Genomic DNA, 15,566 nt, shown 5'->3' with positions numbered 1-15,566 from the left:
CCGAAATACTGCCGATAGTGGCCACATAATGCGCCCTGTGGTCCCTATTGACAGCTACCTCAGTAATAACTGCATCGGGAAAGGCAACGCGGGCCTCGGGATAGATCCGAGGCCCGCGTCAGACGCATGCCGTAGAGCATGTGTGTCGCCACGCTAGTACACGTACTCTTTAGTACGGCGAGCCATGCATATTGCGGCGCACTGTTACTTCACGTCGTCGTCGACCCAGTCGAAGGTGCGTGTGACGGCCTTCTTCCATAGACGGTACAGGCGAGCACGTTCGCCTTCTTCCATCTTCGGGCTCCAACGCTTGTCTTCAGCCCAGTTGTCGATAACATCTTGCTCGCCGCTCCAGAAGCCCACGGCGATACCTGCGGCGTAGGCGGCGCCCAATGCAGTGGTTTCAGCAACGACGGGGCGGACAACGTCCACACCCAGCTGGTCAGCCTGGAACTGCATGAGGGTTTCATTGGCAGTCATACCACCGTCAACTTTGAGCTCTGCGAGTTTCACACCGGAGTCAGCTTCCATTGCGTCAAGTACTTCGCGTGTCTGGTAGGCGGTGGCTTCCAAAACTGCGCGTGCAATATGGCCGCGGTTCACGTAGCGGGTCAGACCCACGATGGCACCGCGTGCGTCAGCCCGCCAGTAGGGCGCGAACAACCCGGAGAACGCGGGCACCACGTAGGCACCACCATTGTCCTCGACGCTATTGGCCAGCTGCTCAATTTCGGGTGCCGAATCGAACATGCGCAGGTTATCACGCAGCCACTGGACCAGCGAACCGGTCACTGCGATTGAGCCTTCGAGTGCGTAGATGGGGTCCTGGTCGCCGATCTTGTAGCACACGGTGGTGAGCAAACCGTTCTTGGAGGGAACGATTTCCTTTCCGGTGTTCATAATCATGAAGCAGCCGGTGCCGTAGGTATTCTTCGCCATACCCACTTCGAAACAGGCCTGGCCGAAGGTTGCGGCTTGCTGGTCACCAAGGATGCCGGCGATGGGTACGCCTGCAAGCAAGCCCTGAGAACGGCCAACGCCGTAGACCTCTGCTGAGGACTTGATCTCGGGAAGCATCGACATGGGGATAGTCATATCTGCTGCGATGGAGGCATCCCATGACAGTGTCTTGAGGTCCATCAGCATGGTGCGCGAGGCGTTGGTGACGTCGGTGACGTGGACACCACCGTTCACGCCGCCGGTGAGATTCCACACCACCCAGGTGTCCATATTGCCCATGAGGAGGTCGCCCGCCTCGGCACGCTCGCGTGCACCTTCAACATTGTCGAGGATCCACTTCACCTTTGGACCAGAGAAGTAGGTGGCAAGAGGCAGACCAACGATTGCCTTGTACTTGTCGTCACCTTCCTCACCGCCGAGTTCTTCAACAATTGCTTGGGTGCGGGTGTCCTGCCACACAATGGCGTTGTAGACAGGTTCGCCAGTGTTCTTGTCCCACACCACTGTCGTTTCACGTTGGTTGGTGATGCCGACAGCGGCGATATCGTCTTTGTTGGCTTCTGCTTTGGCAAGCGCTTGAGCGACAACCTCACGCACGTTGTCCCAGACTTCTGCTGGGTTGTGCTCGACCCAACCAGCACGGGGGAAGATTTGCTCGTGTTCCATCTGGCCAACTGAAACAATGCGACCGGAGTGGTCAAATATGATCGCACGGCTTGAGGTAGTGCCTTGATCGATGGCGAGCACGTATTTCTTTTCAGACATGGATAACCTTTCGCTTCACTGCAATGTGATCGGTAGACGAAGGCGGGGGAGCAGGTGCTACCCCGCCTTCGCGAAGGGGTGAATCAGACGGCAATATCGGTGCCGTACACCAGGACGACCGCGATTACTGCGCCAATGATCGGGCCAACGACAGGAACCCATGAGTAGCCCCAGTCGGAACCACCCTTGCCTTTGATGGGCAAGATTGCGTGTGCAATACGTGGGCCGAGGTCACGGGCTGGGTTAATGGCGTAACCGGTGGGGCCGCCAAGGGAGGCACCGATGGAGACGATGACAATCGCGACACCCAGAGCACCCAGGCCATTGGCATTCTCGGTTGCACCCGAGACGAAGATCCAGATGATGAGGACTGCAGTGGCGATAGCTTCAGTGAAGAGGTTCCACCCATAGGAGCGGATCTCAGGTCCGGTGGAAAATACACCGAGCTTGAGGGCCGGGTCGCAGTCTTCATCGAAGTGCTTCTTGTAGGTGAGGTAGCACAGGACCGCGCCAACGAATGCACCGAGGAATTGAGCAAGGATGTAGACCGCAACGTTACCTGCGTTGACGGGGATATCGCCCGCGAGGGTGACATTGGGGTCGAACATATTGGCAACAACCTTGGCGATGGTTACTGCCGGGTTGAGGTGGCCACCTGTGGAGTATGCGACATAAACACCGAGGAAGACGGCAAAACCCCAGCCGAAGTTAATGAGGAGCCAGCCGCCACCCTTGCCTTTACTCTTGGGTAGCAAGTGGTTTGCGACGACGCCACCACCTAGGAGCAGGAGTACCGCAGTTCCAAGGAACTCCGACATGAAGATTTGAAGCACTGTGTCCTACCTTTCTTCGATGCGACACTGCACCGATCAATGGAAAGAAGCCCCTTCTTCCCATGAACCACTCACGTTCTGAAGGCCCCACCGGCTAAGCGATGGCACTGCTCAACTGGCATATGAGAGCAATCAGCGTGATCAATGTTAAGTATTACAGCCCTGAACGCAGTCACGCGGCTATTTGCACGTTTGTGCACAATGCGCGAAAAAAGCTGGCCAACTGTGATCTGCATTGCTGAAAAACCATGTGTGAACATATGCCCATCTCACAAAGAACGCCCGTGCGTGACACAATCATTACGTGAGCACACGTGACGAACAGGCACATGAAGCTGCCTCCATGTACTACCTCCAAGGTCAGACCATGGAAACTATCGCGCGCCACCTCGGCGTTTCACGCTCATCGGTCTCACGCCTGCTATCCCATGCGCGCGAAACAGGACTGGTGAGAATCTCTGTCCCCCCAGCCCCCGGCATACGCGGCACCATCGCCGGACAGATCAGCAGCCTTTTCGGTATCACCACGTCGGTGGTCCCTGTACACGATGTTCACACCGAAATCAACCGCCTTCATAATGTCGCCCTCGTGGCCGCTGAACGCCTCATTGACATGATGACTCCCGGCGCAACGCTGGGCATTGCCTGGGGAAATACGACCTCAGAAATCACCCGCTGCCTACCCCAAGTACAATTCCCCGGCTGCACCGTCGTCCAACTCAATGGCGCAGCAACAGCCACCGAATCAGGATTGCCTTACGCAGATGCCATCATTTCGCGCGCCGCAGCAGCCCTTGGTGGCCGGATGGTACATTTTCCAGTTCCCGCCTTCTTTGACTACGCCAGCACCAAAGAAGCAATGTGGCGAGAACGAGCCATCACCTCGGTACTGAAAACGATTGACGAATGCGACGTCGCCCTATTTGGTGTGGGCTCCATGTCGGCTCGCCTCCCCTCCCACGTCTACGCAGGCGGATTCCTTGACCCTGAAGAAATCGCAGCGGTGCAAGCCGATGGCGTTGTCGGCGACGTATGCACCGTACTGCTGCGCGAAGACGGTTCCGCTGACCACGAACTCAACAAACGCGCCTCGGGCCCCAGTCCAGAGACCCTCAAACGCATCCCCCGACGCCTCTGCGTCGTTGCAGGCACCTCTAAAGCACTACCGCTTCTGGCTGCCCTACGAGCGGGAGTCATCACTGACCTCGTCCTTGATGACGGTGCTGCCCGCGAGCTCATGGACCTGATCCGCCGCAAGGCCACGCGCGCCTCGTTACGAGGCGGTCGCCGATGAGCATTGAATTACGGCAGGCAATACCTCGGGACGCCCGGGCCATCGCAGAATTAGTGCGCCCCTACGCGCTGCGACGCATCCTGGTGTCAAAAGAACTCATCGCCTATTTCGAAGATATTCAAGAGTTCATCGTGGCCGAGCGTTCTGATACGGGCGAAATCGTCGGCTGCGGCGCACTCCACGTATTTTGGGACGATATTGCCGAAATCCGTACCTTAGCGGTCGATCCACGCTACCTGCGCACGGGCATGGGGTCGCGTCTACTCACTGCACTTATCGCTCGAGCAGAAGACCTTGGTCTTCAACGCGTCTTTTGTCTCACCTTCGAAGTGGATTTTTTTACTCGTCACGGTTTCCACACGATCGAGGGCACACCGGTGGGCCACGATGTCTATGCTGAGATGCTGCTCAGCCACGATGATGGGGTGAAAGAATTCCTCGACCTTGCGGCCTATAAACCTAATACCTTGGGTAATACTCGTATGTTGCGTGACTTAATTCCTGCTGCAGCTAACAGATAACAGCTTCACACTGCACCACCTGTGAGATCTGCACATATCCGCAGCATTTCAATCTTTTCAGGCGCTGTCTTCCCTCCCATAATCGCCCCAATTTGCACTCCAACTGGCGCAATACGCAAACGGGTCTATTGTGACAACACAGGTTGTCACACAACCAATGGAGGGAGGAAGGACACGCCATGCGCATCGCATTATTCGCGACCTGTATTGGGGACACAATGTTTCCCCAAGCACCCCAGGCGACGACTCATCTTCTTGAACGCCTGGGCCACGACGTGGTATTCCCACAATCACAGGCCTGCTGCGGACAGATGCATATCAACACCGGATATTTTCCCGAAGCCGTACCGATTATTAAGAATCACGTGAAAACCTTTGAACCGGTACTTGACGGTGAATGGGATGCGATCGTTGTCCCGTCTGGCTCGTGCACAGGTTCACTGCGCCACCAACAAGAAATGGTGGCACAAGCTGAAGGTATGCCAGGTATGGCACGTCAAGCAGCTCGGATCGCACAGTACACCTACGACCTTTCAGAGTTCATTGTCGATATCCTTGGCCTCACTGATGTTGGCGCCTATTTCCCGCACCGCGTCACCTACCATCCCACGTGCCATTCGCTACGTATCGCACGTGTCGGAGACCGTCCATTGCAACTACTGCGCCACGTTGAAGCACTCGACTTAGTGGAACTGCCCGAAGCGGAAAGCTGCTGCGGTTTCGGTGGCACATTCTCAGTGAAGAATGCTCAGACTTCTGTGGCAATGCTTGCCGACAAGATGAGTAACATCATGTCCACACGAGCAGAAATCGTCACCGCCGGGGATTACTCCTGTCTGATGCATATCGGCGGCGGACTATCGAGGACAAGGGCAGGTATCCGCGCCATGCACCTAGCAGAAATCCTTGCCCCCACCCGCGACCAGCCGTGGGAGGCACCAGCCACGACAACGAAGTTGGGGGTTTAACCATGGATTCACACACTCAGCCATCGTCGGCCACCCCACGTGGAGCATGGGCAGAGTCCGTCCCCACACCCGATAATCCACTCAAATGGGGCCAGCCCTTTCCTCGCGCAGCTGCTCAAACGCTGCGCAATACGCAGATGCGGCACAACCTTGGTCACGCGACGCGCACCATTCGTGGCAAACGCGCACTGCGAGTGGCTGAAATGCCCGATTGGGAGGCTCTACGCCAGGCGGGCGAATCCATTAAAAATTACGCCATGTCGCACCTGCCGGAACTCCTTGAGCAAATGGAAGCCAATGTCACTGCGCGCGGCGGCATCGTGCATTGGGCAACCGATGCTCAGGAGGCATGTCGGATCGCTTACGAGATTGCGGCTTCGAAAGGCGTGGACGAAGTCGTCAAAGTGAAGTCGATGGTGAGCCAAGAAATTGGCCTCAACGAGTTTTTTGCTGAACGCGGCATCAATGCCTGGGAAACAGACCTGGCAGAGATGATCGTTCAGCTCTCCGACGATATGCCCAGCCATATTGTGGTTCCTGCAATTCACCGCAACCGCTCAGAAGTCCGAGCCATCTTTAAGGCGCGGATCGACAGTGCCCCCGAGACTCTTTCTGACGAACCTGCCGAACTCACTGCCCTCGCTCGCACTCATCTGCGTAAGAAATTCCTTGACGCAAAAGTGGCAATATCGGGTGCCAATATGATGATCGCTGAAAGTGGCACGCTGGTGGTTGTCGAGTCTGAAGGTAATGGCCGGATGTGCCTGACGCTGCCCCAGACACTTATTTCGATTGTCGGGATTGAAAAAATTGTGCCGACGTACCGCGATTTTGAAGTGATTGGACAACTTCTCCCCCGCTCAGCGACCGGGGAACGTATGAATCCCTATACGAGTTTATGGACCGGAGTAACGCCCGGTGACGGACCCCAGGAGTTCCACCTGATCCTTTTGGACAATGGCCGATCACGTGTCCTTGCTGATCCTGTGGGCCGTCAAGCGCTGCACTGCATCCGGTGCGGGTCCTGTATGAATGTCTGCCCGGTGTATGAGCATGTGGGTGGGCATGCCTACCAGAGTGTCTACCCGGGGCCGATTGGCGCAATACTTACCCCTCAGCTTCGTGGCGCATTTGATCACCATGATCCAGCGGCTACCTTGCCGTATGCCTCGTCTCTATGTGGGGCCTGTTTCGATGCGTGTCCCATGCGGATTCGGATCCCAGATGTCCTTGTGGAATTGCGGCATCGGGCGGTGGAAGAAAACCGGGGCGGTTTGCCTGGCCCCTGGGATGTGGCAATGAAAGCAGCGAGTGTTCCGATGTCCAGTGGGAAACTCATGGGGGCGGCCGGTGCAACGCTGCCTGTTGCCCGTGTCCTTGCCGGACCTGGACAACGTTTCGTCAACCTTCCATGGCCGGCAACGCTGTGGTCCAGTGCGCGCGATGTGCCTGCACCTCCGAAGGAAAATTTCCGCACGTGGATGGCTAAACACAAGGCAAATGAGGATCAGCGATGAGTGACAAGCAGGTTTTTCTGGCCGCTGTGCGCGCAGCCTTGGCGGCCTCATCCAATGCGCCGACAGATACCGTGGTACGCACCTACCGTTGTGAAGGCGAGGAAGCACCTGGCTCCGCGCAGGTTGTCGCTGAGTTTATCGGGGCTTTAGAAGACTACGGTGTCGAGGTGAAGGAGGTCCCGTCCGAAGGTGTCGCTGATGCAGTTGCGGACTTCTTGTCGGCTGGCGGGGTCACTTCTGTGGTCATACCAGCAGGGCTTGACGAGGCGTGGGCTGAGGCTGCGGGGCGCAGTCCACGTGTGCTGCACGTTGATTCGGTGGATTCGCCGTGTGACAAGGCACTATTAGCCGACGTTGATGCGGTGGTGACGGCCAGTCGTGTAGCAGTGTCACTTTCGGGGGCTATTGCACTTGACGGCCAGTCCGATCAAGGGCGTCGCGTGATCACGCTGCTACCTGACCTGCATATTTGTGTGGTGAATAGTTCTGCTGTGTATCCCACTATGCCTCAAGCAGTCGCAGTGTTAGCGCAGCATCCCGAGCGGCCAACAACCTGGATAGCGGGAGGCTCAGCCACCTCTGATATTGAATTGGTGCGTGTCAACGGCGTGCACGGACCGCGTACCTTGCGAGTGGTGCTCGTGTCGGATCGCTAAGCGCGGTCACTACAAGGGCAGGTAGTCGTGAGGTCTGAATAATCTGCCGGTAATCGTGAGATACCGCTGGATGCATACCTCCCGTGTTGCGCTGCCTTGGTGACACCACGTCATCGATACGGTGTCACCAAGGCAGCGCAACGTCCCAGCGTGGTGTTTCCCCGATACCAGGGTGTCCCGTTTTCGTCATTATGAGCGTGCGAGGCTCTATCCTGTAGTGGTGTCGTCGCAAGAGATGTCTCCTTCGCCCCTTTACGCGCGCGTCATCGTTTTAACGGGCCCCTCCGGCTCAGGGAAGACGTCGCTGGCTAGCCGCACCGGCATTCGCGCATTGTCGTTGGATCATTTCTACAAAGATGACACTGACGAGGATATGCCACGCCTTACCTCAGGCTTGATCGACTGGGACGATATTGCCTCGTGGAAACGCCGCGAAGCATTGGATGCGTTGATCACACTGTGCACAACAGGGTCAGCGCGCATACCAATCTACGACATCCCCACGAATAGGCGGACCGCCACGCGCACACTGCACTTAGACCAGGGTGAGACGCTGTTTATCGCAGAAGGGATTTTCGCCTCGTCGCTAGTGGAGGATCTACGAGCGGCAGGGGTGCTGGCGGACGCCTTGTGTATTGCGCGATCACCGCTACGCAATATGTGGTTTCGTTTCCTGCGGGATATGGGGGAAGGCCGCAAAAAACCGCACGTACTTCTCCTGCGCGGCATGCGTTTAGCGTGGCAGGAACCGGCGAAAGTACGCACGTGGGTCGCGCACGGCTGCCGACCTGTGCCTTCGCTTGGCGAGGCGGGCCGACGTCTCCTTGTGTTGCGCGACGGGGCCGATGCCCAGCCCCACAAGTAATCCGAAAGAATACGAGCGATCGGCCATGAATATCTGCGCCCGCCTGCTTGATGCACACGCGCCTGCTTGATGCACAAAATGGCGGATTTTCAGGATACTCATCCATGAAAATCCGCCATTTTGTGGGCTCAAGCGTAAAAGGTGCCTCTTGATACGGCTGCGCCCTTGAAGCGAAGGATGTCAGACCATCGTCACGGTACAGACCGTATCCCCTTCATCGGCGAGTCCTTGGCGAAGCTTGAGGGTTTTCACCTGATTTTTCTTGCTCAAGACCACGGGCGTAATCGGGTCTCGTCCGCTGGCACGCACCGCTGCCACGTCCACACGGATAAGACCTTGTCCAGCATTGACCTGCTCACCATCAGCGACGAGTGCAACGAAACCTTCACCTTTCATATCAACCGTGTCCAAGCCAATATGAATGAGGATTTCAAGACCCTCGTCACTGAGTATGCCCACCGCGTGCAAGGTATGAAAAACCTTCACAACCCGCCCAGAAACCGGGGCGCATACGTCCAATGTAATGACGTCCTTAGGGGGCAGCACGGCGTACCCATCACCCAGCATTTTCTGTGAAAACACTTGGTCAGGTACGGCGTCCATGCTAACAACCTCACCTGCGAAAGGCGGGAGGAGTCTGACCTGACGTTTTCCGAAACGCAGCACCTCAACCCCTCACTTCAGATCTCTTGTTCGCCTTTGAGTTCAACAGAACCTTTAGCGAGCAGCCTGGCCACCTCGTCGTAGACAAATTGCACCTGCGGGCCAATGACCACTTGAACGGAGGTTTGTGAGGGACGGATAACGCCTGCGACACCCGCAGCCTGAATATCCCCCTCTTTGACGGCCATATGATCATTGACAACCACACGCAGACGTGTCACGCAGTAATCCACAGATTTGATATTGCTTCCCCCGCCAAGGCCAGCGATGATCTGGCGCGCGGAATCCACAACGTCTGCGTCCTCGTCCATCGCACCATCTTTCGCGGTGTCATCGCCGCGACCCGGGGTTTTGAGGTTGAATGCGGGAATGAGGAAGTAGAAGACCGCGAAATAGATCAGTGCCCACACCACGCCTTGAAGTAACAGCATGTACCACTTATTTGCAATCGGGTTCTGCGCCGACAAGAACATATCAACAAAGCCTGCAGAAAAACCAAAACCTGCGGTCCAGTGGAAGAACGCAGCGACCGCCACCGACACGCCCGTGAGAACCGCGTGAATCAGGTACAGCATGGGCGCAACGAACATGAAGGCAAACTCCAGCGGCTCTGTCACACCGGTAAAGAAGGAGGCAAGTGCGCCTGCCAGCATGAGCGAACCAACGACTTTCTTGCGTTTGCTTTCGGCACGGAGATACATTGCGAGTGCGGCAGCAGGCAGACCAAACATCATTACTGGGAAGAAGCCCGCTTGATACATGCCGACGTGGCCGATAACTTCGCAGGTGCTTCCTGTCCACATACCTGGGCATGATGCAGCATCGGTGGACGCAGTCGCTGCCTCGATAGTTTTGGAACCGCCAAGGAAATTACCGATGTCATTGATGCCAATGGTGTCGAACCAGAAGATTGAGTTGAGTGCGTGGTGCAGGCCAGTGGGTATGAGCAAGCGGTTGAAGAAGGCGTAGATGCCTGCCCCCAGTGGACCCATACCTTGAATCCACTGACCGAAGGAAAACAGGCCCGAATAAAGGACTGGCCACACGAAATAAAAGATGCCTGCCAGCAGCATCGAGAAGAAGGAAGTCAAAATCGGCACAAGCCGACGACCTGAGAAGAAAGCTAGGAAATCGGGAAGTTTCGTGGCATAGAAGTGGTTATAGGTCCACGCTGCGAGAATACCCACCAGGATGCCGATCAGGACGTTGCCGTCGTTGATTTTGGACCACCCTTGCGCGACCCAAGCCAGTTTATCTGCACCTTCGAGGGCATCCAGATCTATGCCTCGGTATCCTGCCACTGACTTCTCATTGAGCAGGATCTTCACTGTGCTGTAGCCAATAAAGCCGGAAATAGCGGCGGCGCCATTATTGTCGCGAGCCAAACCAAATGCGATGGCGACGGCAAAGATCCAGCCCAAGTAGTCAAGGATGGCGGCGCCAGCTTTGATAAGGATGGCGGCTAGGATGTTTTCGCTACCCCATCCGCTTGGGTCGATCCAGTAGCCGATCCCCATGAGGATCGCGGCAACTGGTAGGACAGCTACTGCGCCCATGAGGGCACGGCCGAGTTTTTGCAAACTGGTCATAATCGCGTCCATGAAGAGAGCTCCTTTAGTCTCATGTAGATGCGTGACTGAAATGTCTTAGCTGGTTGCATCCTGCAGCCAGCCGTGGAGGAAAACAGCGAGGTTAGCTGTCTCTCCTGCGCGCCCCTCTTTTGGGATATCCGTCGAGGGGGCAATGTGAGTGATGATCCATTCGGCGATCTCGTATTCAATGGAGAGGTCACGGCGGATCGACTGCGCAGCAGTATTGGAACGCAGCTGTCCTTGCTCAACTCGGGTTACAAGGCGGGCAAGGTGGTCGGTAACTTCTTTGCGCGCAGCGAGGCTGACGGTCGCCTCGTTTCGCGTGACGAGGCGACCAAGGACGGTTTCGGTCAGACCAGCCAGCGCATTTGCTTGGCTCAGTGGGTGTTTCACGGTGGCGCCGGTGCGCGCGGCCCGTAAATGTAGCGCGATATACGCTGCCTCATCGATGGGTAGTTCAAGGCGTAGCTGAGCGTTGACGTATCGCAGCACCATTTCTGCGGCGACAAATTCTTGAGGAAAATGTGCGCTGATCTCGTTGACAAGTGGGTTCTCAATAACGGCACCTGACCGCAAACGTTCGACTGCAAACGCCAAGTGATCGGTGAGCATAAGGTACACAGATGGGTGCAGATTACCTAAGTGTCCTTCAGCTAATTCGAGGGCTTCACCGATGGCAGTGAGGACGTCTGTGTGAATCGCTGACAAAAGGTTGAGATACTGGATTCGATCGGCACCTAGGGCAACATAGTGTTCTTGAACCTGGTCGGAGTAGATTTGGTCGCCCGATTTGCGGCCAAAACCTATGCCGCGACCCATGAGGATGACGGGAACGTCCGTGCCGTGCGCCAATGCCGACACTGCGTTGTTGTTAAGCGCGCGCGTCACCGTGTAGACGGTGACGGAGTCGTCGTTGCGTTCAGCCATCTGGGGGCTCCTCTTCGAGCATGCTGACCAGCGAATATCGCAATGTGCTGGTACCGCCCCAGTGATGCCTGCCAAACAGTAACACCTAGAGTCAGTTGATTACTCGCTACTGTAGCGCAAAAGTGCGCATATGGGAAAGGGTTCGCATAAAAAAATCACAAAGACGCTAATGGGGTCTGCCGTGAACGTATATCATTCACGACAGACCCCATATTCGGCGATCAGGCCAGGGTCACATCACCAATCGGTTGGGCAGCCTCTGCAGCGCCATAGGTGAAAGACGCACGTTTGACCTGCTTACGCTTGGACACCACCACAGGCGTTGCACAGTCCTTGCCCGCTGCACGCACAGCAGCGAAATCAACGCGCACAATAGGTGTGCCGGCCTCAACGGCATCGCCGTCAGCAACCAAAGCCTCGAAACCTTCACCGTCAAGACCCACGGTACCGATACCAATATGCACCAGCACTTCAAGACCGTCGGTGCTCACCATGGTGAATGCGTGGCGGGTATTGAAAATATTCGCGATGGTACCTGCCACAGGTGCGCACACCTCGACAACACCAGCATCGTCAGCTGGGACTACGGAAATACCTTCACCGAGCAAGAGCTGGGAGAAAACCCCATCGTTGGTGTCTTCCACCGGGATCACCTGGCCAGCAAATGGGGCAACGAATTCGACTTTAGTGGCGCCGAGACCAAACATATATTCTCCTTGAATGCTCAGAGTGTTCTGTAGCTCTTCCACCTTACTGACCTTCGGCCTCCCTTGAGGCGCATTAACAGCACAAAAATGGTGACCTTGGCGACCACAGGTGAAAATATTGGCCGATAATCCAAATATTTTGGCCTGCCACAATAGCGGCGGGCCAAAATCGTTCGTCGTTGTAACAAACCTACAGGCGCTTGACCAGTGGGAAGGTGATGGTTTCGCGAATACCTTGTCCCGTCAAAGCCATCAGGAGACGGTCTAGGCCCATACCCATACCGCCGGCGGGCGGCATCCCATATTCCATGGCTTCAAGGAAATCTTCGTCCAATACCATAGCTTCAGGATCGCCGTTGGCGGCAGCAAGGGCTTGAGCTTCGAAGCGCTCACGTTGAATCACCGGGTCAACCAGTTCCGAATAGGCGGTGGCAAGCTCAAAACCGCGCACATACAGGTCCCACTTTTCCACTACACCGCGTTGCGTGCGGTGCCCCCGTGTGAGCGGACTGGAGTCTTCGGGGAAATCACGCACAAATGTCGGCTCGTACAGCGAATCGCCGACGGTAGCCTCGAAAATAACCTCCGCGACTTTGCCACTCACCCAGTGGTCTGGGACCTCTTCGCCAAGCTCTTCAGCAATCTTCACCAGCGTTTCGCGTGGTGTCATCGCATCGATGTGTTGACCGATGGCCTGCGACGTGGCTTCATAGAGACTGATTTCTTTCCACGAGCCTGAAAGATCATAGGTTGACCCGTCAGGAAGAGTAACAATTTCGGTCCCCAGCGCGTCACGTGCCGCCTTCTGAATGAATTCACGGGTACGTTTGGCCATCGTGTCATAAGACCCATAAGCCTCGTAAGCTTCGAGCATGGTGAACTCTGGCGAATGTGAAGAATCGGCACCTTCGTTACGGAAATTGCGGTTAATTTCGAAAACCTTGTCGACACCGCCCACAACAGCACGCTTAAGGAACAGTTCTGGGGCAATACGCAGATACAGTTCCGTGTCGTAAGCATTCATGTGGGTAGTAAATGGCCTGGCTGCCGCACCTCCATGCAGGTTTTGCAGCATCGGTGTTTCAATCTCAATGAAACCTTCTGCATCAAAATAGTTGCGCAGTGACTTCACTACCGCCGCACGCATTCGCACCATGTCGCGCGCAGCTGGACGGATAATCATGTCAAGGTAGCGGCGACGCACCCGCATATCTTCAGACAGGGAGATTTCGGTGCCGTCTTGGGCGGTATAGGCCTTTGGCAGTGGACGCAGTGCCTTTGCGGCGACTTTCCAGGCAGGCACAGCTTCGCCCTGAGTGATACCGGGGGTGAAAAGGTCAGCGGGGGCTGCTCCAGGACATGCCAGGACAGATAATTCGCCTCGACGAGACGAGATGACGCGACCGTGGACGAACAAATGGTCCCCCAGGTCGACGTCTGTCTTGTACTTGGCCAGCGATTCAAGACCTATTTCTGCTGCTGAAAGCATGACTTGGATACGTGCACCTGCACCATCCATGAGTGTCGCAAAGCATAGCTTTCCGCCGTTGCGCGCCAGCATCACACGACCCGCGATCCCGACCATGTCCTGTGTTTCTTCTTCGGCATTTAGGTGGCCGTATTTCTCGCGGACCTCGGCTATGGTTGTTGTGATTGGGAGGACCACCGGGTAGGCTTCGGTGCCCTCGGCGATCAGTCGGGCACGCTTTTCAGCGCGGACTTTCACCTGTTCTGGCGTATCGTCGACGGCTGGGGGTACTTGCTGCTGGTTTGGCTTTGCTTCAGTCACAGGATGATTCTAGCGGCCCGCGAGGCGTTGGCCGAGTTTAGCGGCCCGCGGACCGCAAGCCCAGTTCAGTTGCGCGCGCAGAGTCCTCGGGCACAGTGCCTGGATTATCGCCCACATCAACGAGGCGGTTATCCGCATCCACAAATGCCACTGCAGGTTTCCATTGGCGCGCGCGACTTTCGGGAACGTGGCAGTAGGCGATCACAATGACGAGGTCGCCCGTGGTCACCAGGTGCGCGGCGGCACCGTTGACTTGAAGGACACCACTGCCGCGCTCACCTGCAATGGTGTAGGTCGTCAGCCGGTTACCATTGGTGATATCAACGATATCTACCTGTTGACCAGGCACGATATCGGCAGCGTCCAGAAGGTTTTCGTCAATCGTTACCGACCCGACGTAGTGGAGGTCCGCACCGGTGACCGTTGCCCGGTGTATTTTTCCTTGGACCATTGGGCGCATTACTTCATTCATCGCCGCCCTCCCTGTGTCACGGCATTAATCGCCATATTGTCGATAAGTCGGGTTGTCCCCACCTTGGCGGCCACCAGTATACGTGTCGGCACGCTCAGGTCATTAACGACGACCCTCGACAGATCACCAGTAACACCTGCGGCACCACACTGGCCCAACACTTCGAAAGTCGCATCATCCACAATGGCGATGTAATCGATGTCAATAGCGCCCTGTGCTGCAATGACCCGATGTGCGACGGCAAGGGCCTGCGCAACGGTGGCGCCCTGGCAAACAGCCTGCGTGGCCTCGGTCAGCGCACGGCTCAGTGCACGAGCGCGTTCCCGCTCTTGTGGCGACAGGTATTGGTTGCGACTGGACAGGGCAACACCATCAGTATCGCGCACGATGGGCACACCGACGATGCGCACTGGAATATCGAGATCAGCAACGACGCGACGGATCACAGCGAGTTGCTGGGCATCTTTTTCACCAAAAAGGGCAACATCTGGTGCGACTAGGAGTATGACCTTCGTAACTACCAGGGCAACGCCAGCGAAATGCGTGGGCCGGGTGGCACCCTCCAAATGGTGTGCCACCGGACCTGGGTCGATAATGACAGTGGATGGGTGCGGATAAACCTCACTTATCGGCGGCGCCCACACAAGGTCGGCACCAACGGTTGCCAGAGCGCCCATATCGGCCTCAAGGGTGCGCGGGTAGGCTTCGAAATCTTCGCCGGGAGCAAATTGTGTGGGGTTAACGAAGATCGTGACAACCACATTGTCAGCATGTTGACGCGCCTGCCGTACCAATTCAAGGTGCCCGTCGTGCAATGCCCCCATTGTCATCACTAACGCGGTGGTACCACGCAGAGCGTCAAGTGCTGCACGTAATTCGCTGCGGCTGCGAACCAAGGTGGGAAGGCTTGTCATAGTGTGTATTGTCCTCGCCTTAAAGGTGTGACGCGAATCGAGGTCGACATCATCCCGACATCTTTGGCGTAAAGCACGTACAACGCAGCGGCGACAGAACGTGTGCGGTGCACAGTAACAAGC

At 56.4% G+C, this 15,566-nt stretch carries 15 protein-coding genes; 6 read left to right on the top strand and 9 right to left on the bottom strand.

The window, feature by feature from the left end:
- Positions 1–204: 204 nt before the first annotated feature.
- The gene (glpK, locus tag G438_RS0102005) at positions 205–1,725 is read right to left on the bottom strand and encodes a glycerol kinase GlpK (protein ID WP_026459938.1); all 1,521 of its coding nucleotides are present in this window, start codon (positions 1,723–1,725) and stop codon (positions 205–207) included.
- An 83-nt stretch (positions 1,726–1,808) separates the two neighbouring features.
- The gene (locus G438_RS0102000) at positions 1,809–2,543 is read right to left on the bottom strand and encodes an MIP/aquaporin family protein (protein ID WP_026459937.1); all 735 of its coding nucleotides are present in this window, start codon (positions 2,541–2,543) and stop codon (positions 1,809–1,811) included.
- A 358-nt stretch (positions 2,544–2,901) separates the two neighbouring features.
- On the opposite strand from G438_RS0102000, the gene G438_RS0101995 reads away from it, so the two are divergent.
- The 6 genes from G438_RS0101995 (at position 2,902) to G438_RS10310 (ending at position 8,379) form a co-directional block, all read left to right on the top strand.
- Complete coding sequence (locus G438_RS0101995) at positions 2,902–3,852, top strand: sugar-binding transcriptional regulator (RefSeq protein ID WP_026459936.1); 951 nt, start codon at positions 2,902–2,904, stop codon at positions 3,850–3,852.
- Positions 3,849–4,373 (top strand): amino-acid N-acetyltransferase, encoded by a 525-nt coding sequence (locus G438_RS0101990; protein ID WP_026459935.1) that lies wholly within the window; start codon positions 3,849–3,851, stop codon positions 4,371–4,373. Before G438_RS0101995 ends, G438_RS0101990 begins: the two co-directional genes overlap by 4 nt.
- A gap of 179 nt (positions 4,374–4,552) precedes the next feature.
- Entirely contained in the window at positions 4,553–5,341 is a 789-nt protein-coding gene (locus G438_RS0101985) for a (Fe-S)-binding protein (RefSeq protein ID WP_026459934.1), read from the top strand.
- 2 nt (positions 5,342–5,343) lie between these two features.
- Positions 5,344–6,858 (top strand): LutB/LldF family L-lactate oxidation iron-sulfur protein, encoded by a 1,515-nt coding sequence (locus G438_RS10315; RefSeq protein ID WP_084402952.1) that lies wholly within the window; start codon positions 5,344–5,346, stop codon positions 6,856–6,858.
- On the top strand, positions 6,855–7,514 hold the full coding sequence (locus G438_RS0101975; protein WP_026459933.1) for a LutC/YkgG family protein: 660 nt from the start codon (positions 6,855–6,857) through the stop codon (positions 7,512–7,514). The genes G438_RS10315 and G438_RS0101975 overlap by 4 nt, the downstream gene beginning before the upstream one ends.
- Positions 7,515–7,749: 235 nt before the next feature.
- The gene (locus G438_RS10310) at positions 7,750–8,379 is read left to right on the top strand and encodes a hypothetical protein (protein ID WP_051259220.1); all 630 of its coding nucleotides are present in this window, start codon (positions 7,750–7,752) and stop codon (positions 8,377–8,379) included.
- A 180-nt stretch (positions 8,380–8,559) separates the two neighbouring features.
- On the opposite strand, the gene G438_RS0101965 is transcribed toward G438_RS10310, so the two are convergent.
- The 7 genes from G438_RS0101965 to panC form a co-directional block, all read right to left on the bottom strand.
- Positions 8,560–9,045 carry a PTS sugar transporter subunit IIA gene (locus G438_RS0101965; RefSeq protein WP_026459932.1) on the bottom strand — a complete coding sequence of 162 codons (486 nt, stop codon included), beginning with the start codon at positions 9,043–9,045 and terminating at the stop codon, positions 8,560–8,562.
- Positions 9,046–9,059: 14 nt separating this feature from the next.
- Positions 9,060–10,643, bottom strand: a complete 1,584-nt coding sequence (gene nagE, locus G438_RS0101960; RefSeq protein WP_026459931.1) for an N-acetylglucosamine-specific PTS transporter subunit IIBC — start codon at positions 10,641–10,643, stop codon at positions 9,060–9,062.
- Positions 10,644–10,688: 45 nt separating this feature from the next.
- The gene (locus G438_RS0101955; RefSeq protein WP_051259197.1) at positions 10,689–11,561 is read right to left on the bottom strand and encodes a PRD domain-containing protein; all 873 of its coding nucleotides are present in this window, start codon (positions 11,559–11,561) and stop codon (positions 10,689–10,691) included.
- A gap of 221 nt (positions 11,562–11,782) precedes the next feature.
- Positions 11,783–12,268, bottom strand: coding sequence for a PTS sugar transporter subunit IIA (locus G438_RS10305; RefSeq protein WP_051259196.1), 486 nt, complete (start codon positions 12,266–12,268; stop codon positions 11,783–11,785).
- Between the two features lie 190 nt (positions 12,269–12,458).
- Positions 12,459–14,057 carry a lysine--tRNA ligase gene (locus tag G438_RS0101945; protein ID WP_026459929.1) on the bottom strand — a complete coding sequence of 533 codons (1,599 nt, stop codon included), beginning with the start codon at positions 14,055–14,057 and terminating at the stop codon, positions 12,459–12,461.
- 37 nt (positions 14,058–14,094) lie between these two features.
- Complete coding sequence (gene panD / locus G438_RS0101940) at positions 14,095–14,529, bottom strand: aspartate 1-decarboxylase (RefSeq protein WP_026459928.1); 435 nt, start codon at positions 14,527–14,529, stop codon at positions 14,095–14,097.
- Complete coding sequence (gene panC, locus G438_RS0101935) at positions 14,526–15,443, bottom strand: pantoate--beta-alanine ligase (RefSeq protein WP_026459927.1); 918 nt, start codon at positions 15,441–15,443, stop codon at positions 14,526–14,528. Before panC ends, panD begins: the two co-directional genes overlap by 4 nt.
- Positions 15,444–15,566: the final 123 nt, after the last annotated feature.

Source organism: Schaalia suimastitidis DSM 15538 (genome assembly GCF_000429105.1).
GTDB classification, from domain to species: Bacteria; Actinomycetota; Actinomycetes; order Actinomycetales; family Actinomycetaceae; genus Pauljensenia; species Pauljensenia suimastitidis.
The sequence above is the reverse complement of the archived record's forward strand: the minus strand, read 5'-3'. Positions and strand labels throughout refer to the sequence as shown.